This is a genomic window from Candidatus Magnetaquiglobus sp., from assembly GCF_058402785.1.
The window spans coordinates 1-25,648 of record NZ_JBZVFG010000015.1 but is presented as its reverse complement, the minus strand read 5'-3'; the positions used below and the strand labels follow the sequence as shown (position 1 = coordinate 25,648).

Genomic DNA, 25,648 nt, shown 5'->3' with positions numbered 1-25,648 from the left:
CTAGCAATGGCTGTGCCGCGATTTTTTTATGTTCATTATCCGTTATTTAACAGATACATGAACAAAATCTTCGGATGAGTGGCCAAAATATGCATAAAAATTATTCACGATCTTATCGATTCTGCATGCCAAATCCGAATGTTTGATTAAAATTTAGACTGTCGCGGGCGAAGGTCTGGCTGGCCCGTCGGATCGAAACGGCCCGGCAACGGGTTTGCCGCACGGTTGGATGAAAACATGCTTGACAGGGATCCTTCCTGTCCTGTATAAATCATTTTTTGTCTGCGTCAGCTTCTCGGCATCTCCTTTCGTCTGTCCCTGTCGCTCCATTCCATCCGAACACCTCGTGTTTCCCAGCCATTAAGGGTCTTTTGTGTCCGAATTCAATCAGCTGAACCTCGTTTCCTCCCTGCGGACCGCCATCCAGCAAGCCGGTTTTCAAGCACCCACCCCCATTCAATCCCAGGCCATTCCCCATCTGCTGGACGGGCATGACCTTCTGGGGATCGCCCAGACCGGAACCGGCAAGACCGCCGCTTTCGTTCTGCCGATCCTCAACCGTCTGATCAGTCAGCCCCGGCGTCCCCGAGCGGGCGAGGCCTCGGTTCTGATCCTTACCCCGACCCGCGAACTGGCCTCCCAGATCGGCGCCACCATCGAAGCCTTTTCCGCCACGCTGCCGATCCGGCACACGGTGATCTTCGGTGGGGTGGGGCAATATCTTCAGGCCAAGGCGATGTCCCGGGGGGTTCACATCCTGGTGGCCACGCCGGGCCGTCTGCTGGATCTGATCAATCAGGGGATCGTGCGTCTTGCCAGCTTGCAGGTTTTCGTGCTCGACGAGGCGGACCGCATGCTCGACATGGGGTTCATCCACGACATCCGTCGCGTCATCGCCCTGCTGCCTGCGGAGCGTCAGACCCTGCTTTTTTCGGCCACCATGCCCCCCGAAGTGGAGGAGTTGACCAAGGGAATTCTGAGCGATCCGGTGCGTGTCGAGGTGACGCCCCAATCCACCACGGTGGAGAAGGTCGATCAGAAGGTGCTGTTCGTGAACAAGGAGAACAAACGGGCGCTGTTGAAAAAGATTCTGGAACAGCAGGATATCCAGCGCGCCCTGGTTTTCACCCGCACCAAGCACGGCGCGGATCGGGTCACCGAGCATCTGGAAAAGAACGCCATTCCGGCCATGGCCATTCACGGCAACAAGTCGCAAAGCGCCCGCGAGAAGTCTTTGGAGCTGTTTCGCAACGGTGAGGTGCGCGTGTTGGTGGCCACCGACATCGCCGCCCGTGGCATCGACGTGGCCCACATCAGCCATGTGATCAACTTCGATCTGCCCAACGAGCCGGAGAGCTACGTGCATCGCATCGGGCGTACGGCGCGTGCCGGCAACGATGGTCAGGCCATCTCCTTCTGCGATGCCAGCGAGAGTCCCTATCTGCGCGATATCGAACGGATCATCCGTCAGAAGGTGCCGGTGGATCGCGATCACCGCTACCACTGCGAGATCGCGGCGGGGATGTTCCCGGAACCGCAGCGTGGCCCTTCTTCCGCCAGGCGCCAGGCGCCCACCCCCACCCGGAGCGCTGCTCCCGCCAAGGGTCGCCGTCCGCCGCCGGTGGCGGCCAGGCATGCCGAACAGGCCGCCCGTCCCCAGGGGCAGCGCAACAAGGCCCCGAGGGCCTGACCTGGGATGGGCGGCACGGCCAGGGATGGTATGGTTGCCTTGACTGTTGAAAAAAAAGAGAGAGTCTGGGAGATTCCTCTCCCAGGGTTTGTCTTTTGACGTTGCTTTTGCTTTTGACTCTGCCTTTGGCGCGCTCTTTTCAAAGAAGCATTTTTCGCGTTCTTTGCGAAAAATGCGCCGCGCGCAGCCTTGGAAGAGCCGTCGTTTTGCGCCTTTGGCAAAACGACGGCTCTTCGCCTTGCCTCAAACAGGCCGACGAAGGCGGCTCTCCCCTCTCCGCGCCTCCTCTCGTCATGCCCCGTCTCTCCCCTCTCCGCGCCTCCTCTCGTCATGCCCCCGTCTCTCCCCTCTCCGCGCCTCCTCTCGTCATGCCTCCGTCTCTCCCCTCTCCGCGCCTCCTCTCGTCATGCCTCCGTCTCTCCCCTCTCCGCATGCCCCGTCTCTCCAGGCTTGGCAGCGCAGCAATACACGATTTCTGTTGTGCACTGTGGCGTACCGCTTGTCGATGACAGCACCGACAAGCCGGGATGACGGAAAATTATGATTTTTATAATGCTCGTGAGGCTGATTTACAGCCTCTGTCAGCATCGGTCAAGGGTGCTCAGAACAGTCGGAGCCCAGTGCCCAATCACCAGGATTCAACCAGGTTGATTTTACGTCTTCTCCACGCGGCATGCAAACTTTTCGCATCGAGTGTCACGCCAAGATGGGTCGCGGCCTTGAGTGGCCGGCCTCACGAGGGAGGGCCGGCCTCACGAGGGAGGGCCGGCCCATGATGGATCGCTCGCCCGCCCCTCAGGAGGGCCCCCGCTCGCCGGCGTTCCGCTCGCCGGCGGACTCCCTGGACAAAGAGATCAACGCATGCAGGGTGCGCAGTTCCTCGGGCAGGGGGGTGCGTTTCAAACGCATGGCGAAGCGGCGCAGATGGGGCAGCAGCGCATCGGCCTCGCTGGCTGTGATGGCGATGCCCAGCCGCGAGTAGGCCCAACGCACCCCATGCCGCCCCGAGTGCTTGCCGAGCACCAGTTGGTGCTCACGTCCCACCAGATGGGGATCCAACCCCTGGTAGTTGCGCGGATCCTTGAGCAGTCCATCGACGTGGATCCCGGATTCGTGCGAAAAAACCCGATCTCCGACCACGCTCTTGAGCGGTGAGATCGGCATGCCCGAGGCCCGCTCCACCAGCTTGGAGACCGCGGGAAACCGCTTGAGATCGATGCCGGTCTCCAGGCCGTGCAGACGGGTGAGGGCGGTGACCACCTCTTCCAACGGGGCGTTGCCGGCCCGCTCCCCCAGACCGTTCACCGTGGTGTTGACAATCGTCGCCCCGGCCTGGATCGCGGCCAAGGTGTTGGCGGTGGCCAGGCCCAGATCGTCGTGGGCATGCATCTCCAGATCGATGTCCAGCCCGGCGCGCAACCGTTTGATCCGTTCGTACAGACCAAACGGCTCCAGGATGCCCAGGGTGTCGGCGAAACGGAACCGTTCGGCACCGGCCTGTTGCGCCGCCTCGGCCACCTGGAGCAGAAAATCCCCGTCCGCCCGCGAGGCATCCTCGCCCCCGACGCAGACCGACAGCCCCTCGTCGAGGGCGAATGCCACGCAACGCCGCAATCGATCCAACAGCCAGCTCCGATCCCGGTTGAGCTTGTGGCGGATCTGCTGGTCCGAGACCGGCAACGACAGATCCACCATCTCCACGCCCAGGCCGCGACAGGCGCGGATCTCCTCCTCGCGCATCCGACACCAGACCAGCAGACGCGCCGAAAGATCCGCCCGCGCCAGATGACGGATCCCCTCGCGCTCTTCGGCACCCATGGCGGGAATGCCGATCTCCAGTTCCGGCACCCCCATGCCATCCAGCGCACGGGCGATGGCCAGCCGCTCATCCAGGGTGAAGGCCACGCCCGCGCTCTGCTCCCCATCCCGCAGGGTGGTGTCGTCGATGATCACGGTGGGTCTGTTCATGGCCTCTCCTCCTGGCATCACGGCTTCCATCCGGCGGTCATGGCGACCGCCGTTTCGATCACGCGGCCATCGGCAGGGCCGCGTGGGTGTGGCACTTCTTGGGACAGACCCGCGCGCAGGCCGCGCAGCCGATGCAGTCATCCCCGTCGTGAATCACCATCACCTTGTGGGGATCGTCCGAAAAGCCATCCCCCTCGTCATCGTCGTCGTCCGCCACCATCTCCCGATCCACCAGATCGAACACCTGACGCGGACACACCTTGAAACAGCGGCCACAGCCGATGCACCGTTTGCCGTTCAACGCGGTGACATAGGTCGGCGTCCAACTCCGTCCACCCCGGGTGGTTCCCGTCATCACGGCTTGCAACATGGTTCGTCTCCCTTGTCGTGTTTCGAACCCGATCTCACAGCCCGGCCACCACGCCGTGATCGCCGATGCGTTGCAGGGCCACGGCCAGCAGTTTGTCCGCCTCGTCTTTCATGCGCGACAGATCCGCGAATCCGAAGCGGTGCACATCGCGCAACACCCGATCCAGGGCCACCAGCTTGCCCACCACGATCATCATTACCCCGAACCCCTCGTGATTCATGTCGAGCAGGGGACGGGCCATCAGACCGCACTCCTTTTCGATCAGCACGGCGATGGCGTTGTAGAAACAGCGCAACCGCGCCATGGTGGCGTGGGAGGGATCCCCGATCACCGGGATTTCGCGCCGTTTTTCCGGCGACAACAGAAACGGCTCGAGCATTTTGCGCATCGAGGTTCCCTCCGACACTCCGCCATGGGACAACAACTGTCGGCGCATCTCCTGGAAGAAGTCCGTGGCCAACAGGCGTTCTTCCTCGTCCAGGCCGTTTTCATCCATGTTTTTCATGATTTTTCTCCGGATAATCTGTTGATGGATACAAGAATTCCTACTCATCCCAACCCGCGGCCAGCATGGCCTCGTAGCGGTTTTCCACCGACGGGGAGACTCCGCGCGGCAGCAACCGTCCGCGCAACACGGGATTGGCCAGACGGGTGAGCAGATCCTGCACGGCGCAGCCCTCCTCCACCACCACGGCGGTGATGCCCGCCTCGGCCAGGCGGCGTCGCGCCGACTCACCCACGGCCACGCAAAAGAGTGCCCGGCACCCCTGCAACGCCTCCACGCGACGGGCGATCCTCGTTTCGTGCTCCTCCTGGCCATCCACGTCCCGCTCGGCGATGAAACGCCCGCCATCGGGCTGGATATCGTGCAGCACGAAGCGGCTGGCCGTGCCGAAATGGGCATCGACCCGCAACCCGTCGCCGCTGGCGAAGGCGACGGTCAGTGTGGAATCAAGGGTGTTGGAAGGTGCCATCATCGTTCGAGGCTCCTTGGTCGAGTTCCGGGAGTCGCGGTCCGGTCAGGCTTGGTGGAATGCCGTGGGGCTGGTGGGCGAGCAGCAGGTTGGCCAACTCGAACAGGGTCTCGCGTGCCCCGCGATATCCGACCCGCACCCGGCGGAATTCGCCCAACCGGTCGAAGATCGGATAGCCGGCCCGATGCAGCGGAACCTTGAGACGCCGGGCACTCCCCTCCAGGGGGGATCCGCCGATCAGGAGTTGCGCGGCGCGCTCCCCGGCCAGTCGCTCCAGATCGTCCAGATCCCCCACCATCCAGCTTTCGTCCGCTGTCATCTCCCCGTCGCGGGGCCACTCCGGCACCACGCAGGCCACGCTCACAGCCCCCATCTCGGCCAGCAGTTGCCGGAATCCCAGCAGCAGTTCCGCTTCGCCGGCCAGGGCCACCCGTTTGAGGCCCAGATAAAAATGGGTGTCGAGCATGGCGTCGAGCAATTGCCGTCGCCACCGTTCGATGCGCGCCATGCCCCACCCGTCGCAGAAGGGGATGAGTTCGGCAACCAGGCGATCGCAGGCATCCAGCCCCATCAGGTGATCGAAGCGCAACACCGGCATGGGACAGCGCGACTGCAACAGCTCGGCGGCGGGAAACAGGGGAGGACCGATCACCAGCGTGGCCCGTGCCCGATGGAGCATGTTGAAGAAGGTGAGCGGCGTGCCTCCGGAGGTCAACGCGCCGTGGCTCCCGTCGGCCAGATGACCATCCAGCGACGCCGCGAGATCGGGCAGAAACACCGCCTGCAACCCCAGCGCCTCCAGCAGATCGGCGATCTCCTCCAGATCTCCCGGCGTGAGGGTGGACGAGGCCAGCACATTGACCATCGGCAGGGTCTGGTCCGCCTGCCACGGCCTGGCCTCGACCAGCTGGTCGATCATGGCCATGATCGCCGCCGCGTGGCCGTTGCTCATGGATCCCGCGAAGTCGGGTGCCTGCACCGGAATCACCGGGATCTGCCGCCACTGGGGATAATCGGCGCGGAATTGTTTGATCGCCCGGTTCAGGTCGCTGCCCGGCAGGGCGGTCAGACCGGTGGAGACCACGCCGATCAACGCCGGATGGTGTTTGGAGGCCACGGTATCGAGGGCCTCGATGAGGTTGTCGTCCCCTCCCATGATGGTGCTGGTTTGATCCATGGCCGTGGTCTGGATGGCGATCGGCTCGCGGAAGTGGCGCACGAACATCACCTTGGTGAAGGCGCTGCACCCTTGCGAGCCGTGCAGGATCGGCATGGCGCCGGCCATCCCCTGGAACGCCAGCACCGCGCCCACCGTGGGGCTGGATTTCAGGGGTCGGACGGTCAAGGGTTTTCGTTTGCGGATCGGACCGTTCATGACTGCCTCCAGGGGGGCGGACGGCGGACCCGCTCCCAGATCGGGTTATGGAGCGTGACGACCATTTGCCGTGCCAGCTCCACCAGACCGGCATAGCCGGCGTAGGCGTGTTCGCGTTCCTGGTTGATGTCCAGGAACGGCAGGCGGGCCTTGAGGGCGGTGAACATGTTGCGACCTCCGGCCATGAAGAGGTCGGCCTGTTCGGCCTGGAAGATCTCCAGCATGCGCGCCGGATTGCCCTCTTCGATGAGCACCGCCTCGTCGCCCATCAACTCCTGGATCCGCGCCCGGTCCTGCTGGGTGGATTTTTTCACCCCGGTGGCCACCACGGTCATGCCCAGGTCCTGCAACGCCGACACCACGGACCAGGATTTGACCCCACCGGTGTACAAAAGCACCCGCTTGCCGTGCAACAACGGCAGCCAGGGGGACAGTCGTGTTTCGAGGAGCGCCTCTTCGCGGGCGATCACCGCCTCGACCCGTTCGGTCAGGCCGGGATCGTCGAGCAGGGCGGCGAAGTGGCGTAGCGCCGCCGAGGTGTCGCGTCGTCCGTAGAAGCTTCCTTCGAACCAGGGAATGCCGTAACGGGATTTCAGCCCCCGCGCCACGTTCAGCAGCGCCTTGGAGCAGACCACCATGGTCGCCTCGGCGCGGTGCATGGCCGCCACCTCGGCATAGCGGGCGTCGCCGGCCAGGGTGCAGCGCACCCACAGTCCTACCTCGTCGAGCAATGGGGCCACATGCCAGAACTCGCCGGCGATGTTGAACTCGCCGACCAGATTGATTGCATGCCAGGTGATGCCGGGTCGTTCCGGCATGGGTTCGGGTTCGCGGGTGCCGATCACCTGTTTGAGCAGGGTTTCGCCGGCGATGCGGTTGCCGAGATTCTTGGTGCCGTAGAAACCCGCCGCGTCCACCGGGATCACCGGTATCCCGAAGGATGCGGTCGCCGCCCGGCACACCCCCTCGAGATCCTCGCCGGTCAAGGCGGGCACGCAGGTTTGATAGACGAATATGGCCGCCGGTTTCCATCGTTCCGCGGTGGTGCGCAGCGCGAAGAGCAGTTTTTTCTCGCCGCGCCCCATGATGATCTCCAGCTCGCTCAGATCGGTGGTCAGGCCGAGGCGGTGCAGCTCCGGGCCGGAAGAGAGGGATCCTCGTCCGTTCCAGGAACTGCCCGCGCAGCCGATCGGACCATGCACCAGATGGGCGGCGTCGCTGATGGGGAACAGGGTGATTTGCGCGCCGTCGAAACTGCATCCACCGGCGGTAGCGCCGGGTTTCAGGCGGGCGCAGGTGGATTTCTCCGGGGTGTTGTGCTCGCATGCCGGTTCGTCCAGCAGCGCGGTGATGTCGGCTTGTCGCATGGTGTGGATGCTCCTCGGTGCGGGTTCGAGTGGCTTTCGACAAACAAGGAGCGCAATGGCTGTGCCATCATTAACCATTTGTTTTATATGGTAATTGACTGACGGATGCGTGTCTCGAACCCTACCTTGTCCAACAACGTGGTCCGGTTTGAGACAAAAAGCACACAAAATGTCGTGAAAAACCGGGGAGGTTTCTGATAAAAATTATAAAAATCAAATAGTTAATTACAGGCATGCCTTTTGCGGACGTTTATGGCAAGCGAAATCGACCCAGTTACCCGAGGTCAAGGAGAGCGGTCATGAGAATCATCCCAGAGAGTGGAATCGGGCCCACCAACGGTCTGATCGACGAGCATCCCTGCTATTCGGAGGGGGCTTCCCATCGGTATGCGCGTTTGCATCTGGCCGTGGCACCGGCTTGCAACATTCAGTGTCGTTATTGCAACCGTCGTTTCGACTGTGTGAACGAGTCTCGACCTGGCGTTGTTTCGGCGTTGTTGACCCCGGAGCAGGCGTTGGAGCGGGTGCGGGAGGCGCGGCAGCGATTGCCGATGTTGCGGGTGATCGGCATTGCCGGTCCGGGGGATCCGTTGGCCAACCGGGAGCGGGTGTTTTCCACCTGTCGGTTGGTGCGGGATCGGTTTCCGGATTTGCATTTATGTTTATCGACCAACGGATTGAATCTGGTTCCGGACACGGTGGACGAGATTGTTTCGTGTGGCATACGGCATGTGACGCTCACCTTGAACGCCTTGGATCCGCGTGTGGGTGCGAAGATATACGCCTGGGTGCGTTGGAAGAATTTCAAGATCGAGGGAGTGGAGGGGGCGGGGATGCTTTTGGAGCGGCAATTGATTGGTTTGCATGCGTTGATTGCCCGTGGGGTATTGGTGAAGGTGAACACGGTATTGATTCCGGGCATCAACGCCGATCAGATTGGACCGATCAATCGGTTGGTGAGCGAGGCAGGTGCTTTCAGTCACAATGTGGTGCCGATGATCAGTGCGCCGGAGCATGGCACCGAGTTTGGACTGGCAGGTATGCGTGGTCCGACTTTGGATGAGTTGCAACGGGCGAGGGAGGCGTGTCGGGGTTCGGCGCGGGTGATGACCCATTGTCGGCAGTGTCGTGCGGATGCGGCGGGTTTGTTGGGTGAGGATCGGCATGCGGAGTTGACGGTGCCTGAACCGAGGCGGGGAAGGGGGCGGTTGCTCGCGGCGATTGCGGGTGGGACGGAGGTGACGGTGCCGGTCATGGCGTGAGGGGGGCATGTGATGTGGTTGTGGATGAGGTTGTGACTGGCGGGGGCCAGGGGCCAATGGCCCCTGGTGGGGTTCGGGGCGAAGCCCTGAGGTTTTGATTTTCCGTTTTTTTCGTCTTTTATGACTTTTCCCTTCGCGCGCTTTGCACGATAAGCGATTTTTCGCGTTTTTTGCGAAAAATCGCGCAGGCGCGCGGTCTTATGTGCCCTTTGTCGTTGCCGTTTTTGGGCAACGACAAAGGGCGAATTGCGTTTGGCGGCCAATGCCGCCTCCGGCGGCCTGTTTGGGGCAAGGCGAAGCCGGGTCGTTTTGCCGACACCGCAAAACGACCCGGCTTCCAAGGCTGCGCGCAGCGATTTTCACAAAAGGCGTGAAAATCGCTTTTTTGAAGAGCGCGCCAAAAGAATAAAGAAAAAGAGAAAACCAGAAAATCAAAGACAAGACCTCGGAGGCGCTGCCTCCGAACCTCCGCCGGGGACCTTCGGTCCCCGGACCCCTGCGACAGTTGGAACGATCCATTGGCCACGGGAGCCAGACCATGCAACCTCTTCTGCAACCCACCACGATTCCCCCCAACCTGGTTCGTGCCCGCTCGGCCCCCTATCTGCAACTCTCCATGACCGCCCGCCCGCAACCGCATGGCGAATGGCTGGCCCGCATCGTCGCCTCCTGGCTGGGCGGGGATAGCCCCCTGCCACGCTACATGGGATTGGGCGCCGAACAATGGCGCGCCTTCATGCGCCACCACTTCCCGGAGGTGGAACCCATCATGCCAAACCGCATCGGCCAACCCGCCGACGCACGCCGCAATTGGGAGCGCCAGGCACTGGTCGAACTGTTTTTGAACCACGCCTCCATCGACCCGCGCGAGGCGACCTGGCTGGCCCATATCCTGGCCGAGGCTTGCCTGGGCTCGGAACACCTGTGGCGCGATCTGGGACTCTGGTCGCGACAGGATCTCTCCAGCCTCCTGAACCTGGCCTTCACACCCCTGGCCCAGGCCAACACCCGCGACATGAAATGGAAGAAGTTCTTCTATCGTCGCCTGTGCGAGGCCGAGGGGGTGCGGTTGTGTACCGCTCCATCGTGCGAGAGTTGCGCGGATCTGGACCTCTGCTTCGGACCCGAAACGTGAAAACACCCAGCCATTGGAGCCTGGCGCGCCAACGGGCGGTGGGGGCCTATCTGGGGTTGGCGGTCGGCGATGCCCTGGGGGCCACCGTGGAGTTCATGACCCCGCGGGAGATCCGAACGGAACGTGGGGTACACCGGGAGATCGCGGGTGGGGGGTGGCTGCGCCTGAAACCGGGTCAGGTGACCGACGACACCACCATGAGCCTTGCCCTGGGCGACGCCATCCTCTCCGAGGGGCGGATCGATCCCTGGATCGCGGCACGGTCGTTCGATGGCTGGATGCGTACTCGCCCGGTGGATATCGGCAATACCGTGCGCCGGGGAATCCTGCACTTTCGCCACAAGGGGATCCCCTGCGCGCCTCCCTCGGAACACGATGCCGGCAACGGCTCGTGCATGCGGGTGTTGCCGGTGGTGCTGGCCTGCCAGGGGGGAGCGATGGAGAGCCTGACCCTGGCCTGCCTGCATCAGGGACGGGTGACCCATCACAATCCCCTCGCCGAGGCGGGTACCTTGTGCGTGGCGCGCATGACCCGCCTGGCCCTGGAAGGGGCATCCGTGGAGACGATGCTGCGCGGACCAGTCAAAAATCTGCTCGAGGCCCATCCCGGCTTCAAATTCCGGGTGCTGCCGGAGATCTCCAACCCCTCCGGCTACATCGTCGAGACCCTGCGCGCGGTGTTCCAGGGGTTCATCGACTCGGACAGCTTCGAGGAGTGCCTGATCAAGGTGGTGAATCTCGGCGGAGACGCCGATACCACCGGCGCCATCGCCGGCATGCTCGCCGGTGCCCGACACGGCGTCCAGGGGATTCCAAGCCGTTGGCTCGATGCCCTGCAACCGGAGGTGGCCGCCTCCTGCATGCAACAGGCACTCAACCTGCTTGCCCGCTCCCCAATGCCGGTCATGCCCGCCGAAGGGTGGTCGCAACCCGAACAACGCCCGGCAGCCTGATTCTGGATCACGCCGGAGGACCGCTCGTCCCTTTTGGCCGTTCCAAGGGGGCGTGTCGGGTTGTCTCCCTCCATGGTCATCAACCCGACAACTCCACCTCGTGCAGTCCGCCGATCAGCAGATACTCCTCCTCGCCCTTGAGCACCCCAGGCAACAGCGAACTGTAAAACAACACCTTCACCCGTGGCGCGCGCATTTTCAGGATCCGGTCGCCGAACTCGTCCGCGCGCTCGCGGTTGGGAGTGAAGGAGTTGAGATTGTTCAACAACACCACCACATGGTTGCGATCCAGACGGGCCACGATGTCGTGGGACTCCAGCCGGTTGACCCCGCGATAGAGGGTCAGCCAACGCGCCTCGGGATCCTCCTTGAGCAGCGCGTATTGGCAGAAGGTGTACAAAAGATCCAACTGCGACTCCAACGCGTTGGCGTTGTAGACCCCAGCCCCCTGTTCGGCCAGAAACCGTTGATACCCCTCGCTGTCCGGGGCGACCCGTCCGCCGAAATAACGCGGCAGCAGCCCGAAACGAGAAGCTACCCACCCCTTCATCACCGCCCCCTCCCGCCCATCGGGATTGAACAGCCAGCCGCGCAACAGGCTCAAGTAATCCGCCTTGTCACGCCGCACCCGTGAACGAAGGTCGAAACCGGCCTTCTCCGGTGCGTCGAGCTGGAAGTGGACGGTCATGTAATCCTTGAACTGCGCGGCGCGCGCCTCGAGGGTATCCAGCCGCTCCAGACGGCGGAACAAATCCCGGTGCGGAATCATCACCCCGTCGAGTTCCAACGGCAGGGGACGCTCCTGAAAATCCAGACAGGCGATCACCGACGAAGGGACGTTGCAACGGTTCAAACGTACCCAGCAGTCGCGCGGCGGACGCCAGTATTCGTGGGTTGGGGTCTGTACGCTATCGGACACAGCCATGTGGGTTGTCGGATTGCGGACCTGTCCGGAGAGGGGTTCGTTCATCATAATATTATTATAAATCAGACTGTTGAAATAAATTCCACAATTGGCTTGGTAAATGCGCCATGGAAACGTAACGTTGGTCGCATCGCAACCCCCAGAAACATAAGGAAAGGAGTTCCCCCATGGCAATTCGGCAATGCGCGATTTATGGCAAAGGCGGCATCGGCAAATCCACCACCACGCAGAATCTTGTGGCGGCCCTGGCCGAGGCTCAGAAAAAGGTGATGATCGTCGGCTGTGATCCCAAGGCCGACTCCACGCGCTTGATCCTGCACGCCAAGGCGCAGAATACCATCATGCACCTGGCGGCGGAAGCGGGAAGCGTCGAGGATCTGGAGTTGTCCGACGTGCTCAAGAGCGGCTACGGCGGCATTCGCTGCGTGGAGTCGGGCGGACCGGAACCGGGCGTGGGCTGCGCGGGTCGTGGCGTGATCACGGCGATCAACTTCCTGGAAGAGGAGGGAGCCTACGAGGAGGATCTGGACTTCGTGTTCTACGACGTGCTCGGCGACGTGGTGTGCGGTGGATTCGCCATGCCGATCCGCGAGAACAAGGCCCAGGAGATCTACATCGTGGTCTCCGGCGAAATGATGGCCATGTACGCGGCCAACAACATCGCCAAGGGTATCGTCAAATATGCCAATTCCGGCGGCGTGCGTCTGGCGGGTCTGATCTGCAACTCGCGCAACACCGATCGCGAGGCGGATCTGATCGAGGCGTTGGCCGCGCGTCTGGGCACGCAGATGATCCACTTCGTGCCGCGCGACAACGTGGTGCAGCGCGCCGAGATCCGCCGCATGACGGTGATCGAGTATGACCCGGCTGCCGCCCAGGCCGACGAGTATCGTCAACTGGCCCAGAAGATGATCCACAACAAGAAGCTGGTGGTGCCCAAGCCCCTGACCATGGACGAACTCGAGGAGCTTCTGATGGAGTTCGGCATCCTGGATGAGGAGGATGCGAGCATCATCGGTCGCACGGCGGCCCAGGAGGCCGCGATTCCGCTGGTTGCCGCCTGATACGCCGATACAAACACTCGAAAGGTCGGGAGAATGACCATGTTGACCACGCATGAAGCGGAAACATTGATCAAGGAGGTGCTGGCGGCCTATCCGGTGGAGTCGGGCGCGGAGCGGGCCCAGCATCTGGCGGTGCTGGATCCCGAGGCTGGCCAGGAGGGGAGTTGCGTCACGGCGAATCGCAAGTCGCTGCCCGGCGTGATGACCATTCGCGGTTGCGCCTATGCCGGATCCAAGGGGGTGGTGTGGGGTCCGATCAAGGACATGATCCACATCTCCCACGGTCCGGTAGGGTGCGGTCAGTACTCCCGCGCCGGACGGCGCAACTACTACATCGGTCACACCGGGGTCAACACCTTCGGAACCATGAACTTCACCTCGGATTTCCAGGAGAAGGACATCGTGTTCGGCGGCGACAAGAAGTTGGCCAAATTGCTCGGCGAGGTGGATACCCTCTTTCCCCTCAACCGGGGGATCACCGTGCAGTCGGAGTGTCCGGTGGGTCTGATCGGCGACGACATCGAGGCGGTCTCCAAAAAGAGCGCCGAAGCCCTGGGAAAGCCGGTGGTTCCGGTGCGTTGCGAGGGGTTCCGCGGGGTGTCGCAATCCCTCGGCCACCACATCGCCAACGACACGATCCGGGATTTCATCCTCGATCGTCCGGGAGCGGGCGAAGGGTTCGAGTCCGGACCGTATGACGTGGCGATCATCGGGGACTACAACATCGGCGGCGATGCCTGGTCCTCGCGCATCCTGTTGGAGGAGATGGGGTTGAACGTGGTGGCCCAGTGGTCCGGCGACGGCACCCTGGCCGAACTCGATCGCACCCCCAAGGCGCGCATGAACCTGGTGCACTGCTACCGGTCCATGAACTACATCAGCCGGCACATGGAGGCCAAGTACGGCATTCCGTGGATGGAGTACAACTTTTTCGGTCCCACCAAGATCGCCGAGTCGCTGCGTCGTATTGCGGCCAAGTTCGACGAAACGATCCAGGCCGGGGCCGAGGCGGTGATCGCCAAATACCAGCCGTTGGTGGATGCGATCACCGCGAAGTTCCGTCCGCGTCTGGAGGGCAAGCGGGTGATGCTGTATGTGGGCGGGTTGCGTCCGCGCCATGTGATCGGCGCCTATGAGGATCTGGGCATGGAGGTGGTGGGCACCGGCTATGAGTTCGGCCACAACGACGACTACGAGCGCACCACCGAAGAATTGACCAAGAACACCACGCTGATCTACGACGACGTGTCGGGCTATGAACTCGAGAAGTTCGTCGAGAAGATCCGTCCGGATCTGATCGGTTCCGGGATCAAGGAGAAGTATGTCTTCCAGAAAATGGGCATTCCGTTCCGACAGATGCACTCCTGGGACTATTCGGGACCGTATCACGGTTACGACGGCTATGCCATCTTCGCCCGTGACATGGACATGACCCTGAACAACCCCTGCTGGAAAATGATGACACCCCCCTGGCGTCAGGCGTGATGCGTGACGCGATCGACCAGGTGCCATACGACACCACTCGAACGAAATCCCGCGCCGCGGATGGGCGGCGCGGATGGAGGACGACATGAATCAAACCGTCGAGAAGATCATTCCCTGTTATCCCCTGTTTCAAACCGATGACTACCGGGCCAGTCTCAACAAGAAGGGCGCGGAGTTCGAGGCGCGGGTGCCGCGCGAGACCATCGACGAGACCTTTTTGTGGACCACCTCGCCCGAGTACAAGGCGCTCAATTTCGGACGCGAGGCGTTGACGGTCAACCCGGCCAAGGCGTGTCAGCCGTTGGGGGCGGTGCTTTGTGCCTTGGGATTCAAGAACACCCTGCCGTATGTGCATGGCAGTCAGGGGTGTACCGCCTATTTTCGCACCTACTTCAACCGTCATTTCAAGGAGCCGGTGGCCTGCGTTTCCGACTCCATGACCGAGGACGCGGCGGTGTTCGGCGGACAGAAGAACATGTTCGCCGGGTTGAAGAACGCCAAGGCGCTCTACGATCCGGAGATGATCGCCGTCTCCTCGACCTGCATGGCCGAGGTGATCGGGGATGATCTCAACGCCTTCATCACCAACGCCAAGAAGGAAGGGAGTCTGCCCGACGACTTTCCGACCCCGTATGCCCACACCCCGAGTTTCATCGGCAGCCATCTGACCGGCTGGGACAACATGCTCGAGGGGATCATGCGTCACTTCACCCTCAACAGCATGGAAGGCAAGTCTCCGGGCAAGAACGGCAAGGTCAATCTGGTGGCTGGTTTCGAGACCTATCTGGGCAACTACCGGGTGATCAAGCGGATGATGGCCGAGATGGGGATTTCGTCAACGTTGCTCTCCGACCCGTCCGCCGTGCTCGATACGCCGGCGGATGGCAAGTATCGCATGTATGCGGACGGCACCACCCAGGATGAGGTGCGCGATGCGCCGAACGCCATCGATACCCTCTTCTTGCAGCCCTGGGGCGCGGACAAGAGCCGCAAGTATGTGAAGGAGACCTGGAACCACGCCGCGACCGCCATCGACGCCCCGATCGGTCTGGCGGCCACGGATCGGTTTCTGATGGCCCTGTCGAGCCTCACCGGGAAACCGATTCCCACCTCCCTGGAGCTGGAACGCGGGCGTCTGGTGGACATGATGGCCGACTCCCACTCCTGGTTGCACGGTCGCAAGTTTTCGGTTTACGGCGATCCGGATTTCGTGATGGGCATGGCCCGTTTTCTGATGGAACTGGGCGCGGAGCCGTTGCACCTGCTTTGTCACAACGCCACCAAGCGTTGGGGCAAGGCCATGGAGACCCTGTTGGCCAGCTCTCCGTATGGCAAGGGCGCGGAGGTCCATTTCGGCAAGGATCTGTGGCACATGCGTTCGTTGTTGTTCGATCGCAAGCCGGATTTTCTGATCGGCAACTCCTACGGCAAGTTCTTGCAACGCGACACCCTGCGCAAGGGGCGCGAGCACGAAGTGCCGTTGATCCGGATCGGTTTTCCGATCTTCGATCGTCACCATCTGCACCGCCAGAGCACGTTGGGTTACGAGGGGGCGATGACCCTGCTCACCACGCTGGTCAACGCGGTTCTGGAGCGACTCGACGACGACACCCGCGTCATGGGCGAGACCGACTACAACTACGACCTCATTCGATAGGGGAGACGCCGATGCCGGAGATCATGTTGCGTCGCAACGATCAGGGACAGCTCCTCTGTTACGTGCCGAAGAAGGATCTGGAGGCCGTGGTCAACGGCATCGAGTTCGACGGGGACGAGCAGTGGGGTGGCACCTTGAGTCTGGCCAATGGCGAACGATTCTTTCTCACCCCCTTGCCCGCCCGGCCCAAGTTGCCGTTGACCGCGCGGGTGAGCAAACTGTGACGGCACCCCCCCCCGGCATGCCTGACGGCGTGCCGGGGGGACTCCTGCAATCCTCTTTAAAGGTTGGAGCTTAAAGGAGACGATCATGACCCCATCCCGTTTGCCAGCCGAGGAGTTCGACTGGCGTTTGCGTCAGGCCGCCCTCGAATTGGCCCCCTTGAGCGTCGAGGCGTTGTTGGGCCATCTCAAGGCTCTCTGCCAGGATCGGCCCGAGGATCCGGAACGGTTGTCCAAGGTGACCCCCTGTCTGTTGCGGCCCTTGTTGCAGGAGGCGTTGCCGGGGATCAACGGCAAGAAGGTGAAAGGGGCGTTGCGCTGGTTGACCGGCGAGGCGGTGTCTGGGGCCGCGATGACGGATCTGGCGGACGAGGCGCGCGACGACCTGGACGACCAGCCGATTGAAATCGCCGCCCAGCCGCCGGCTGGGGTGGTGCGGGTGGCCATCGCCGACACCCTGGATGGGGGCGCGGAGGGCCATTTCGCCAGCTGCTCCCGGTTCACGATTCACGATGTGGCGCCCGGTTCGACCCGGCGTTTGACCTCCCGTGTCGTGCCCGTGCCAGGGGAGGGCGGGGACAAGGTGGCCGGACGGTTGGAACAGATCCGCGATTGTCGGATCCTGGTGGTGAATGCCATCGGTGGGCCCGCGGCGGCGCGGGTGAGTCGCGCCGGGGTGTTGCCGATCCGGGTGGCCAGCGGCATCACCCCGGAGCAGTGGCTGGAGCAGCTGCGTCAGGTGCTGCTCGGCAATCCACCCCCATGGTTGCGCCGTTGCCTGCTCCCCGCGGAAGCGGCGCGCGGTGCATGGGGATGAGGTTGGACATGACCTGCTGATGGATGGATTGCCATCGTGCGGTTGCAAGGTGCCGGGGGCGATGATCGCCCCCGGTGGAAACCAAGGGACAACTCTCTTGGTTTTTTTTGTCCGTGGAACGGGTCTGCGGATGTTCCACGGGAAACCTGCCTGATGGAGGGGATGCCCTCTCATGCCCCCTGTCGTGGAACGGCCCTGCCGGAGTTCCACGGCAGGAAAGGTGTCTCAAAGATCAAGCTCCTTGACGCGCCATGCGTCAACGACCCGCCCGGAGGCCTCCCATACCATCCGTGTGTCGCACCGCAATCCCATCCAGGGAGTGGATCGGATAATGCGTGGCGCTTACCCCCGGCCATCGCGACCACGCCGAAAGCGCGTCCGATGGCCATGTGACACGGTTTTCCAGCCTGGGAAAGCGGAATTGCGACGATAACAATATCTTTATTCATGATAATGATGCTGCTTAAGGCATCATAAGGGCAATGAAAAATTATGATATTTTTTTATCATACTCTTGATCTGTGTCCTATCATGTGTTATTCAAGCAGTCATCATCACGATCAGATTCAGATATGCTTGCCAATTCTGGCATGTTGTTATTTTTATATCATGTTTCGATGTATTTAATTATATTATTGTGTTGGCACAAAAAAACAACTGACAGGTGACGTTTGTGCGTGCCAGGAAAGACGCAGGGTGAACCGGTGCGACACGGAAGGTGGCATGCCTCGCCCTGGTGATGTCTGATCATCGCAGCACGAAGCATCCTCACCATCTTGTAGCAAACAGACCATGGGGCTGGGGGAGGCGTTCGACCGGGGATCCCATCCATCCGATCACGGCAAGGGAGAATCATCCACATGCTTCCAGGTGTTCAGTCACTGCCCGAGGGATTGCGGTTGCGACCGGCGACCGGCGCGGATGCCGCTTTTCTGGCCTCGTTGTACCGTTCAACCCGCGCCGATCTGCGTCTCATCAATGCCGAGGATGATTTTATCGAAACATTGATCGAATTCCAGCAGCAGGCGCAGACATCGGGTTATGGGGAGAACTACCCGAACGCCTTCACCTTCATCATCGAAAAACTCGGCGATCGCATCGGACGGGTGATGGTGCTGTTCGGGGAGCAGGAGGTGCGGATTCTGGATATCTCCCTGATTCCAGCCGTCCAGGGGCGCGGATTGGGGGGCGCGGTGCTGCAAGCGTTGCAACGGGCCGCCGAACAGGTCAAGACCCCGTTGACCCTGTGTGTCTGGCGGCTCAATCCGGCGGCCAGACAGTTTTATGCCTCGTTGGGTTTCCAGCGGATCTCGGGTGACCCGATGATGGAGCAGTTGGTGTGGTTGCCAAGCCCACTGCATCCCGGTCATCCCGCGACACGTTAAATCATCTATACAACAACTTACCATGAGGGAGATTTGCCATGTCTGATCCGTTTGTTGGAATGATCCTGCCTTTTCCGTACAGCCGCACCCCGTACAACTGGGCCTTCTGCCAAGGTCAACTGTTGCAGGTCTCGCAAAATGCCGCCCTGTTCTCCCTGATTGGCAAGGTTTATGGCGGCGACGGAACCGTCACCTTCGGGCTTCCAGAGTTGCGAGGACGCACGGTGATTGGCGCGGGACAACGAGCTGGCTCGACCAATAATTTCAAGCTTGCGAACTACTACGGCAACGAATCGCTCGCGCTCACCCCAGCCCAAATGCCGATCCACAACCATACAGCCACCTTCACCGGCACCGGCGGCTCCACCCCAACCCCCCTCTCGGTGACGGTGAGCGTCACCCAGAACACCAGCGGGAACCAGGCCAATCCGGATGCGACGCACGCCTATCTGGGGCCGCTGGAGTCAGGTGGTGGTGATACTTTATCCATGTGGTCTGGCACACTCACCAATCCGGTCGCCCTGGCCGGGGTTTCGGCCTCTGGAGGCGGGGGAGGCATCACCGGGGGCACGGTCGCAGTTGGCAACAGCGGTGCCGGACAGGCGTTCAGTCCTCAGAATCCCTGCCTGGCGCTGAATTTCTGTATCGCCCTGGCTGGCACATACCCTGATCTGAACAACTAACCACATGACCACAATCCTGCGATGCGTCGCCTGGCGCATCGCGGGCTGACTCCAGACAACGAACCTGTCGTGACCGTTGGGCAACCACCCGACGGTCACGACAAAAACACCTAAAAAAACAAGGGGCCACACCATGCTCCGCACCCTCCGCGCCAGCCATTTTACCCCCTTGCTGCATCGAACCGGGACCATGACCACCGACTCCGGCATGGTGATTCCCGTCAGGCTCGACGAGGTGAGCGAAAACCCCCGTGCCATGCCCCGTCGCCATGCCCCGGAACGACGCATCCCTTTTTCGCTCCTGCTAACCGCCCCCCTCTCCGCTCCTGCCTTGACCGATGGCCTGTGCTGTTTGAACCTGGAGGGATTGTCGTTGTCTGGTGTCTATGTTGTGCGAATCGTTCCCCAGGATGATTCCAACCATTTTGAATGGTATCAAATTGTTTTCAACTGAATTGGACTGAATCTGACAAATTGTGTCTCCTGTGGTACCAACTCAACGGTTATCTCATGTGATAATACTCTTTGACGGCCTCGATCTCTCCTCCTTGTCCCCGCAAAAACCGGCCTGAAAGGCCATGGATGATCACTCCTGATCAACGTTTCAAGAAAGCGTATTTCATATACTGACCATTGGTTATAGATGTGTTTGCTTGCATGGCATCTCTTCCTGGTCTATACTTGTAGTATTTATTGTGGATATCGTGTTTACTTTGTTTATCACTCCACAAAATGCTCTGCCCATGACATCGCGCGGGACGGTGATCCCGTGAACCAACTTCTTGTTTGCCGACAGGTGGTCTGGCTTGGGAACCTTGACCCGGATCCCCCGCGAATGCCGTGTGTGACGTGAAGGCTTGGAGAAAGATGATTGACAACAGTTCCTGGGAAGGCCGGCAGGTTGACTCGGGTGGGTGGTGCCCGCAGCCCGGGTGTCCATAAGACGACCGTATGGCCAGGCGTCCCCTTTGTTTTCTTGATGAAACGGCCAACAAAAAGGGTGTTTGACGGGAGAAATCATGAAGAATCGTTCTTTTCTGGTGGGTTGTCTGGCTTTGGAGCCGCGGTTGATGTTCGACGGCGCGGCGGTGACCACGCTGGTCGATTCCGGGCACGATCCCGCCCATGATGCCGCCCCGGCGGATGCCCGACACGACACCGCGAGCGAGTCCGCCCAAAGCGTTGCACCCGCCACCGAGATTCACCCGGCCCCGGTCGAGGTGCGTGGCGTGGACCCGAGCCAGAACCAGGGGCGCAAGGAGGTGGTCTTCATCGATACCTCGGTGGCCGATTACCAGGTCCTGGTGGATGGCGTGCGGCCCGGCGTGGCGGTGGTGCTGATCGATGGCGCCCAATCCGGACTGGCGCAGTTGGCGCAGTGGGCGGAGAGCCATGGCGGGTACGATGCGATCCATATCTTGAGCCACGGCGCCGAGGGGACCCTGCGCCTGGGCCGCGACACGCTGACCACCTCCTCGTTGCAAAACGCCGGCGTCCAGGCCGGGTTGGCCATGCTCGGTCAAGCGCTCACCGAATCCGGCGACTTGCTGATTTACGGTTGCAATGTGGCCGACGGAGAGTCTGGACAGGCGTTTGTCGCCAATCTGGCGGCAACAACGGGAGCCGATGTAGAAGCCTCCGTCGATTCAACAGGCGCGGAGGAGAAGGGTGGAAACTGGATTCTGGAATTTTCCTCAACGCCTGATACAATTGAAACATTCAGGATTGCAGGTGATTTCCAATATTACGATAACGTGCTCTCCACACCATCGACCACTACCGGGTTTAATCTCTACTCGGCAGGATCTACCACTCTTGTTGCAACCACATCAGGACCGATTTCATACACGGATTATCAAGGATGGAATGTAACAGCAACCGTCGCCAGTGGTTCAACGTATAATTTGATTCAAGTTTCCGCAAATGCAAATTTAGACGCTACCGCAAGCACCTCAAGCGGTTCAATGAACATTCAGCGTGTTACAGGGACATCCTGGAGCACTTGGCAATTCACTTCAAACGATGGTTCTGAATTTCAGTTAAAAACATTATATCTTCGTGGACAATCATCCGGAACCTACAGCTATTCAATCCAAGGATCCCGGAACGGAAGTCTTGTTGGATCTACCGCAACTCTGTCAAATGTAGTAAACACAGCGTGGTCACAATTCACTCTGACTTCCAACACTGACTTTCAAAATATTGACAGTTTTATATTAACCAATACAGGCGGAAACCAATCCTTACGCATCGATGAAATTGTGATTGGCCCCGCCATCACCTCCTCCAATACCGCCCCCAGCTTCAACGCCGGCGCCACCGCCAGCATCACGGTCAACGAAGGTTCGAGCTACAACCTGCTCACCAACAACGAACTGCAAGTCACCGACAACGACGCCAGCCAGACCCTCACCTGGAGCCAAAGCTCCGCGCCGAGCCACGGCACCTTTTCGGTGAGCGGCACCACGGCCAGCGGCAGCGCCACCGCCGCGCCCGCTACCTCGGCCACCTACACCCCGACCGCCAATTACACCGGTTCCGACAGTTTCACGGTGCAGGTGAGCGATGGCACGGACACCGACACCCTCACCGTTTCGGTCACGGTCACGGATGTCAACCCGGACATCTCGAACGCCACGGTCTCCCTGGCCGAGAACAGCGCCGCCACCACGGCGGTCACCACCGTCACCGCGGCCAACGATACCGATGGTTTGAGCTACAGCATCACCGCTGGCAACACCGATGTGGATGGCGACAGCAATCTCCCCTTCACCATCAACAGCGCCACCGGCGCGATCACGGTCAACGACGCCGGCGACCTCAACTACGAGGGAACCGCCACCTTCACCCTCACCGTGGCCGTGGATGACGAGGATGCCGACACCACTGCCGACGACACCGCCACCATCACCGTCAACCTCACCGATGTCGCCGAAGGCCCCACCGTCACCTCGGTCACCTCCACCACCAGCAACGGCGCCTACGAAACCGGGACCACGGTCAACGTCACGGTCAACTTTTCCGAGGCGGTCACGGTCACCGGCACCCCTTACATCACCCTCGAGACCGGCCCCACCGATCGCAACGCGACCTACGTCAGCGGCAGCGGCACCACGGCCCTGCTCTTCTCCTATACCGTGCAGTCCGGGGATTTGAGCGCCGATCTGGATTATACCAGCACCTCGGCCCTCAACCTCAACGGCGGCGCCATCAATGCCACCTCGGGAGGGACCGCCGCCACCCTCACCCTGGCCACGCCAGGCGCGGCCAACTCCCTGGGGGCCAACAAGGCCATTACCGTCAACCATTTGGTCGCGGGCGAACTTTTCATCATCGGGTTCAATGCCGACACCACAAATCCCGACAGTTTTTCCATCGTCGCGCTTCGGGACATTCTCGCGGGAACGGTTCTGAACATCACGGATCAGGGCATTGATCAAAATGGAAGCTTCTACTCCATCGCCAACGACGGGCAGATGAGCTGGACCGTGACGTCAACCGTTCCGGCTGGCACCATTTTGTCTCAGACCCTGGCCGGTGTCAGTGGGGCGGCAACCGGCATCGATGACTATGGCACCGTCTCCGGTTCGGCGGGCACGGACTGGCAATCCACGGGAGACCAGATCTTCATTTATACCGGGACCCAGGGAAGTGCTTCCACCGCCACCTGGCTGCTCGCTTTCACCAATGAGCAAACCAACGCGCTCTCCGGCGTGGGGGGCTGGAAAACGAGTGGCACTGTGTCGGTCTCTTCCAACAGCTACAAACCAACCGGTGTCGTGGACGGCACCTCTGCCTTCTCGCTCGGAAACACCGTGGGCAACGCCAGCGCGGCCAATACGTCGGGGGCATTCGGTACCGGCAATTATGGCTTTGACAACATGTATTATTCCGGTATCACCACCGGTACGGTATCCGCGCTGCGTTCGGCGCTCGTGAATGCGGCCAACTGGACGGGGGACAACACCAACACCTATACCCTGTCTGTCGGTGGCGTCTGGAGCGCCAACTTCCTGATCACCGTGCCAACGCCCACCGTCTCCTCGGTCACCTCCACCACCAGCAACGGCACCTACAAGGCCGGAGATTCGGTCAACGTCACGGTGAACTTCTCCGAGGCGGTCACGGTCACCGGCACCCCTTACATCACCCTCGAAACCGGCACCACCGACCGCAACGTCAACTACGTCAGCGGCAGCGGCACCACGGCCCTGGTCTTCACCTACACCGTACAGTCCGGCGATACCAGCGGCGATCTGGATTTTGCCAGTACCTCGGCCCTCAACCTCAACGGCGGCGCCATCAACGCCACCTCGGGCGGAACCGCCGCCACCCTCACCCTGGCCACGCCGGGCGCGGCCAACTCGCTGGGCAGCGCCAAGTCCCTGGTCATCGACGGCAGCGCCCCCAACATCACCTCCGCCACCTACGACGGCACCACCGGTGTCCTGACGATCACCGGCGCGAACTTTTCCGCCAACGCCAGCGGCGCGGACGTGGATGTCTCCAAGCTCGTCATCACCGGGCAGAACGGGGAGACCTGGAGTTTCGACTGGACCAGCGATGTGGAGATCACCAGCGCCACCAGCTTCAGCGTGACCCTGCTCAACAACGATAAACTGGCCGCGGATCGCCTGCTCTGCAAGAACGGCACGACCGCCACGAGCGGAGACACCTTCACGATTGCCACCAGTGACGACTGGTTGACCGCGGTAACCTCCGGGGACACCTCCCTCACCAACAAGCCGATCACGGTCAGCAACGTCGCCAATCCGCTGATGCGCATGCTCGGCACCACCCTCTATGCCGATGGCACGCCGGTGCCGTTGCTTCCGACCAGCAATCGCATTTTCGATCCGGACGGCGATGCGGCCTGGAACGGCGGTTCGGTCACGGTGCGACTGTCGGCCAACAGCGAAGCGACCGACCGGATCTATCTGCCCACCAGCAATCCGGGTGGCACCTCTTTTTGGGTGGACAGCAACGGCAACAAGCTGATGAGTGGCGCCACCCAGGTGGGCACCGCCAGCGCCTCCCAGGTGACCGGTTCCTCCACGTTGACCTTCACCTTCAACGCCAGCATGACCAATGATCTGGCCGCGCAGTTGTTGGCTGAGGTGTATTACGAAAACAGCTCCACCACGCCGAGTACGACGCAACGCACCATCACCGTCACCGCCACCGATGGGGGCGGTGCCAGCAATACCGGCACGGGTTCCCTGTATGTCGCCCCCAGCGACACCCTGGGCGGGGTGGCGGCCACCGGCAACCTCAAGGTGGTGGTGGTCGGGGGCTCTCCCCTGGTCTATCGTTACGATGGTTCCAGTTGGGTCACGCAGAAATACGAGTACGCACCGTTTCAATCCACCGGCAGCCTGCTCTACACCGGCAGTGGGGTGTATGGTCTGTGGCCGGCGCTCACCAGCGATCCCACTTTGGGTGCGGCCTGGTACGCTCCGGGCACCATCGCCACCCTGACCGGACAGTCCGCTACCGCCACGGATGTCACCACCACCTGGAGCGCGGGGAATCTCACCGTCAGCCAAAAGATCACCCTGGCCACCACCACGGATCCCTACATCCGTTATGACTGGACGGTGACCAACAATGGCGGTTCGACGATCAACGATCTGAGGTTGTTCCAGTATGCCGACACCTATCTTTCAGGCGGGGATACGGGCGCCGGGTTCTGGAGTTCCGGCACCAACACCGTCGGCGTGACCAAAACCGCCAGCGGGGAGACGCAACGGATTGCCCTGATCGGCATCACCACCCCCAGCCACTACGAATCGCGCAATTTTAGTTCTGTTATCAACAATCTTTTGGCCGTTGATCCCAGACTCACCGACGCCATCGACAGCGATCCCAACACGGACAACGGTTATGCCATGGAGTGGGACACGTCATCCCTGACCGCGGGATCGTCGTGGACGGTTTCGGCCTTCGAGAGCTTCACCGCCGGCGCGGTGGTGGCCACGGGGGGCAACACCGCCTCCTACAGTGGCAGCAACGTGTCGGTGACCTACACCGTCACCAACTACGGCAGCGCCCAGAACCTTTCCTACACCATCAGCGTGCCAAGCGGTTGGACCGTCACCCTGGACAAAACCTCGGACAGCAACGTGGCGCAGAACGGTTCGGTGACCGTCACCGCCACCATCAGCGGGACCGGTTCCTCGGGCGTTGGGGATTACGACCTGGTGTTGACCGCCACCGGCTCGGGTGGAAGCAGCAGCCGCGCAGTGGATCTGATCACGCTTTCCAACCCGGCCCCGACCCTGACCGCCACGGGTGCCACGCCGACCTTCACCGAGGGT

Annotated in this window: 19 protein-coding genes and 2 pseudogenes; 14 read left to right on the top strand and 7 right to left on the bottom strand. The window is 61.4% G+C overall.

Annotation, left to right across the window (positions count from 1 at the left end):
• Positions 1-373: 373 nt before the first annotated feature.
• Positions 374-1,690, top strand: a complete 1,317-nt coding sequence (locus ACV4UY_RS07175; RefSeq protein WP_491606926.1) for a DEAD/DEAH box helicase — start codon at positions 374-376, stop codon at positions 1,688-1,690.
• Between the two features lie 795 nt (positions 1,691-2,485).
• On the opposite strand, the gene nifV is transcribed toward ACV4UY_RS07175, so the two are convergent.
• Genes nifV through nifE form a run of 6 tightly spaced genes read right to left on the bottom strand, consistent with a single transcriptional unit; the run spans position 2,486 to position 7,744 of the window.
• Positions 2,486-3,658, bottom strand: a complete 1,173-nt coding sequence (gene nifV, locus ACV4UY_RS07170; protein ID WP_491606925.1) for a homocitrate synthase — start codon at positions 3,656-3,658, stop codon at positions 2,486-2,488.
• Positions 3,659-3,716: 58 nt separating this feature from the next.
• On the bottom strand, positions 3,717-4,028 hold the full coding sequence (fdxB, locus tag ACV4UY_RS07165; protein WP_420903966.1) for a ferredoxin III, nif-specific: 312 nt from the start codon (positions 4,026-4,028) through the stop codon (positions 3,717-3,719).
• A 34-nt stretch (positions 4,029-4,062) separates the two neighbouring features.
• On the bottom strand, positions 4,063-4,533 hold the full coding sequence (locus tag ACV4UY_RS07160; protein WP_420903967.1) for a NifX-associated nitrogen fixation protein: 471 nt from the start codon (positions 4,531-4,533) through the stop codon (positions 4,063-4,065).
• A gap of 40 nt (positions 4,534-4,573) precedes the next feature.
• Positions 4,574-5,005 (bottom strand): NifB/NifX family molybdenum-iron cluster-binding protein, encoded by a 432-nt coding sequence (locus ACV4UY_RS07155; RefSeq protein ID WP_491606924.1) that lies wholly within the window; start codon positions 5,003-5,005, stop codon positions 4,574-4,576.
• Complete coding sequence (gene nifN / locus ACV4UY_RS07150) at positions 4,980-6,377, bottom strand: nitrogenase iron-molybdenum cofactor biosynthesis protein NifN (protein ID WP_491606923.1); 1,398 nt, start codon at positions 6,375-6,377, stop codon at positions 4,980-4,982. The genes ACV4UY_RS07155 and nifN overlap by 26 nt, the downstream gene beginning before the upstream one ends.
• Positions 6,374-7,744, bottom strand: coding sequence for a nitrogenase iron-molybdenum cofactor biosynthesis protein NifE (gene nifE / locus ACV4UY_RS07145; protein ID WP_491606922.1), 1,371 nt, complete (start codon positions 7,742-7,744; stop codon positions 6,374-6,376). The genes nifN and nifE overlap by 4 nt, the downstream gene beginning before the upstream one ends.
• A 344-nt stretch (positions 7,745-8,088) precedes the next feature.
• On the opposite strand from nifE, the pseudogene nifB reads away from it, so the two are divergent.
• From nifB to draG, 3 genes and pseudogenes are all read left to right on the top strand, one after another.
• A pseudogene (nifB, locus tag ACV4UY_RS07140) lies at positions 8,089-9,006 on the top strand (nitrogenase cofactor biosynthesis protein NifB); the annotation flags it as partial.
• 538 nt (positions 9,007-9,544) lie between these two features.
• The gene (locus ACV4UY_RS07135; RefSeq protein WP_491606921.1) at positions 9,545-10,141 is read left to right on the top strand and encodes a nitrogen fixation protein NifQ; all 597 of its coding nucleotides are present in this window, start codon (positions 9,545-9,547) and stop codon (positions 10,139-10,141) included.
• Positions 10,138-11,094 (top strand): ADP-ribosyl-[dinitrogen reductase] hydrolase, encoded by a 957-nt coding sequence (gene draG, locus ACV4UY_RS07130; RefSeq protein ID WP_491606920.1) that lies wholly within the window; start codon positions 10,138-10,140, stop codon positions 11,092-11,094. Before ACV4UY_RS07135 ends, draG begins: the two co-directional genes overlap by 4 nt.
• Before the next feature lie 79 nt (positions 11,095-11,173).
• Here draG and ACV4UY_RS07125 read toward each other — a convergent pair whose 3' ends face one another.
• Complete coding sequence (locus ACV4UY_RS07125) at positions 11,174-12,019, bottom strand: NAD(+)--dinitrogen-reductase ADP-D-ribosyltransferase (protein ID WP_491606919.1); 846 nt, start codon at positions 12,017-12,019, stop codon at positions 11,174-11,176.
• A 167-nt stretch (positions 12,020-12,186) separates the two neighbouring features.
• On the opposite strand from ACV4UY_RS07125, the gene nifH reads away from it, so the two are divergent.
• From nifH to ACV4UY_RS07075, 10 genes and pseudogenes are all read left to right on the top strand, one after another.
• Complete coding sequence (gene nifH / locus ACV4UY_RS07120; protein WP_491606918.1) at positions 12,187-13,083, top strand: nitrogenase iron protein; 897 nt, start codon at positions 12,187-12,189, stop codon at positions 13,081-13,083.
• A gap of 33 nt (positions 13,084-13,116) precedes the next feature.
• Positions 13,117-14,568 carry a nitrogenase molybdenum-iron protein alpha chain gene (gene nifD / locus ACV4UY_RS07115; protein WP_491606917.1) on the top strand — a complete coding sequence of 484 codons (1,452 nt, stop codon included), beginning with the start codon at positions 13,117-13,119 and terminating at the stop codon, positions 14,566-14,568.
• An 85-nt stretch (positions 14,569-14,653) separates the two neighbouring features.
• Positions 14,654-16,225, top strand: coding sequence for a nitrogenase molybdenum-iron protein subunit beta (gene nifK, locus ACV4UY_RS07110; protein WP_491606916.1), 1,572 nt, complete (start codon positions 14,654-14,656; stop codon positions 16,223-16,225).
• An 11-nt stretch (positions 16,226-16,236) separates the two neighbouring features.
• Complete coding sequence (nifT, locus tag ACV4UY_RS07105; RefSeq protein ID WP_420903978.1) at positions 16,237-16,449, top strand: putative nitrogen fixation protein NifT; 213 nt, start codon at positions 16,237-16,239, stop codon at positions 16,447-16,449.
• Between the two features lie 85 nt (positions 16,450-16,534).
• Complete coding sequence (locus tag ACV4UY_RS07100; RefSeq protein ID WP_491606915.1) at positions 16,535-17,263, top strand: NifB/NifX family molybdenum-iron cluster-binding protein; 729 nt, start codon at positions 16,535-16,537, stop codon at positions 17,261-17,263.
• Positions 17,264-18,123: 860 nt separating this feature from the next.
• Positions 18,124-18,648 carry a GNAT family N-acetyltransferase gene (locus tag ACV4UY_RS07095; RefSeq protein WP_491606914.1) on the top strand — a complete coding sequence of 175 codons (525 nt, stop codon included), beginning with the start codon at positions 18,124-18,126 and terminating at the stop codon, positions 18,646-18,648.
• A 38-nt stretch (positions 18,649-18,686) separates the two neighbouring features.
• Positions 18,687-19,331 (top strand): phage tail protein, encoded by a 645-nt coding sequence (locus ACV4UY_RS07090; protein ID WP_491606913.1) that lies wholly within the window; start codon positions 18,687-18,689, stop codon positions 19,329-19,331.
• 133 nt (positions 19,332-19,464) lie between these two features.
• A complete protein-coding gene (locus ACV4UY_RS07085) occupies positions 19,465-19,785 on the top strand; it encodes a DUF6916 family protein (RefSeq protein WP_491606912.1) in 321 nt (106 codons plus the stop codon).
• A 565-nt stretch (positions 19,786-20,350) separates the two neighbouring features.
• Positions 20,351-21,028 (top strand): annotated as a pseudogene (locus ACV4UY_RS07080) (DUF4347 domain-containing protein); the annotation flags it as partial.
• Between the two features lie 564 nt (positions 21,029-21,592).
• Positions 21,593-25,648 (top strand): beta strand repeat-containing protein (locus ACV4UY_RS07075; protein ID WP_491606964.1); only part of this gene is annotated, 4,056 nt, incomplete at its 3' end.

Coding starts and splice junctions, on each gene's coding strand:
- nifV (WP_491606925.1), bottom strand. CDS start 3,658: ATGAACAGACCCACCGTGATCATCGACGACACCACCCTGCGGGATGGG.
- fdxB (WP_420903966.1), bottom strand. CDS start 4,028: ATGTTGCAAGCCGTGATGACGGGAACCACCCGGGGTGGACGGAGTTGG.
- ACV4UY_RS07160 (WP_420903967.1), bottom strand. CDS start 4,533: ATGAAAAACATGGATGAAAACGGCCTGGACGAGGAAGAACGCCTGTTG.
- ACV4UY_RS07155 (WP_491606924.1), bottom strand. CDS start 5,005: ATGATGGCACCTTCCAACACCCTTGATTCCACACTGACCGTCGCCTTC.
- nifN (WP_491606923.1), bottom strand. CDS start 6,377: ATGAACGGTCCGATCCGCAAACGAAAACCCTTGACCGTCCGACCCCTG.
- nifE (WP_491606922.1), bottom strand. CDS start 7,744: ATGCGACAAGCCGACATCACCGCGCTGCTGGACGAACCGGCATGCGAG.
- ACV4UY_RS07135 (WP_491606921.1), top strand. CDS start 9,545: ATGCAACCTCTTCTGCAACCCACCACGATTCCCCCCAACCTGGTTCGT.
- ACV4UY_RS07125 (WP_491606919.1), bottom strand. CDS start 12,019: ATGGCTGTGTCCGATAGCGTACAGACCCCAACCCACGAATACTGGCGT.
- nifH (WP_491606918.1), top strand. CDS start 12,187: ATGGCAATTCGGCAATGCGCGATTTATGGCAAAGGCGGCATCGGCAAA.
- nifD (WP_491606917.1), top strand. CDS start 13,117: ATGACCATGTTGACCACGCATGAAGCGGAAACATTGATCAAGGAGGTG.
- nifK (WP_491606916.1), top strand. CDS start 14,654: ATGAATCAAACCGTCGAGAAGATCATTCCCTGTTATCCCCTGTTTCAA.
- nifT (WP_420903978.1), top strand. CDS start 16,237: ATGCCGGAGATCATGTTGCGTCGCAACGATCAGGGACAGCTCCTCTGT.
- ACV4UY_RS07100 (WP_491606915.1), top strand. CDS start 16,535: ATGACCCCATCCCGTTTGCCAGCCGAGGAGTTCGACTGGCGTTTGCGT.
- ACV4UY_RS07095 (WP_491606914.1), top strand. CDS start 18,124: ATGCTTCCAGGTGTTCAGTCACTGCCCGAGGGATTGCGGTTGCGACCG.
- ACV4UY_RS07090 (WP_491606913.1), top strand. CDS start 18,687: ATGTCTGATCCGTTTGTTGGAATGATCCTGCCTTTTCCGTACAGCCGC.
- ACV4UY_RS07085 (WP_491606912.1), top strand. CDS start 19,465: ATGCTCCGCACCCTCCGCGCCAGCCATTTTACCCCCTTGCTGCATCGA.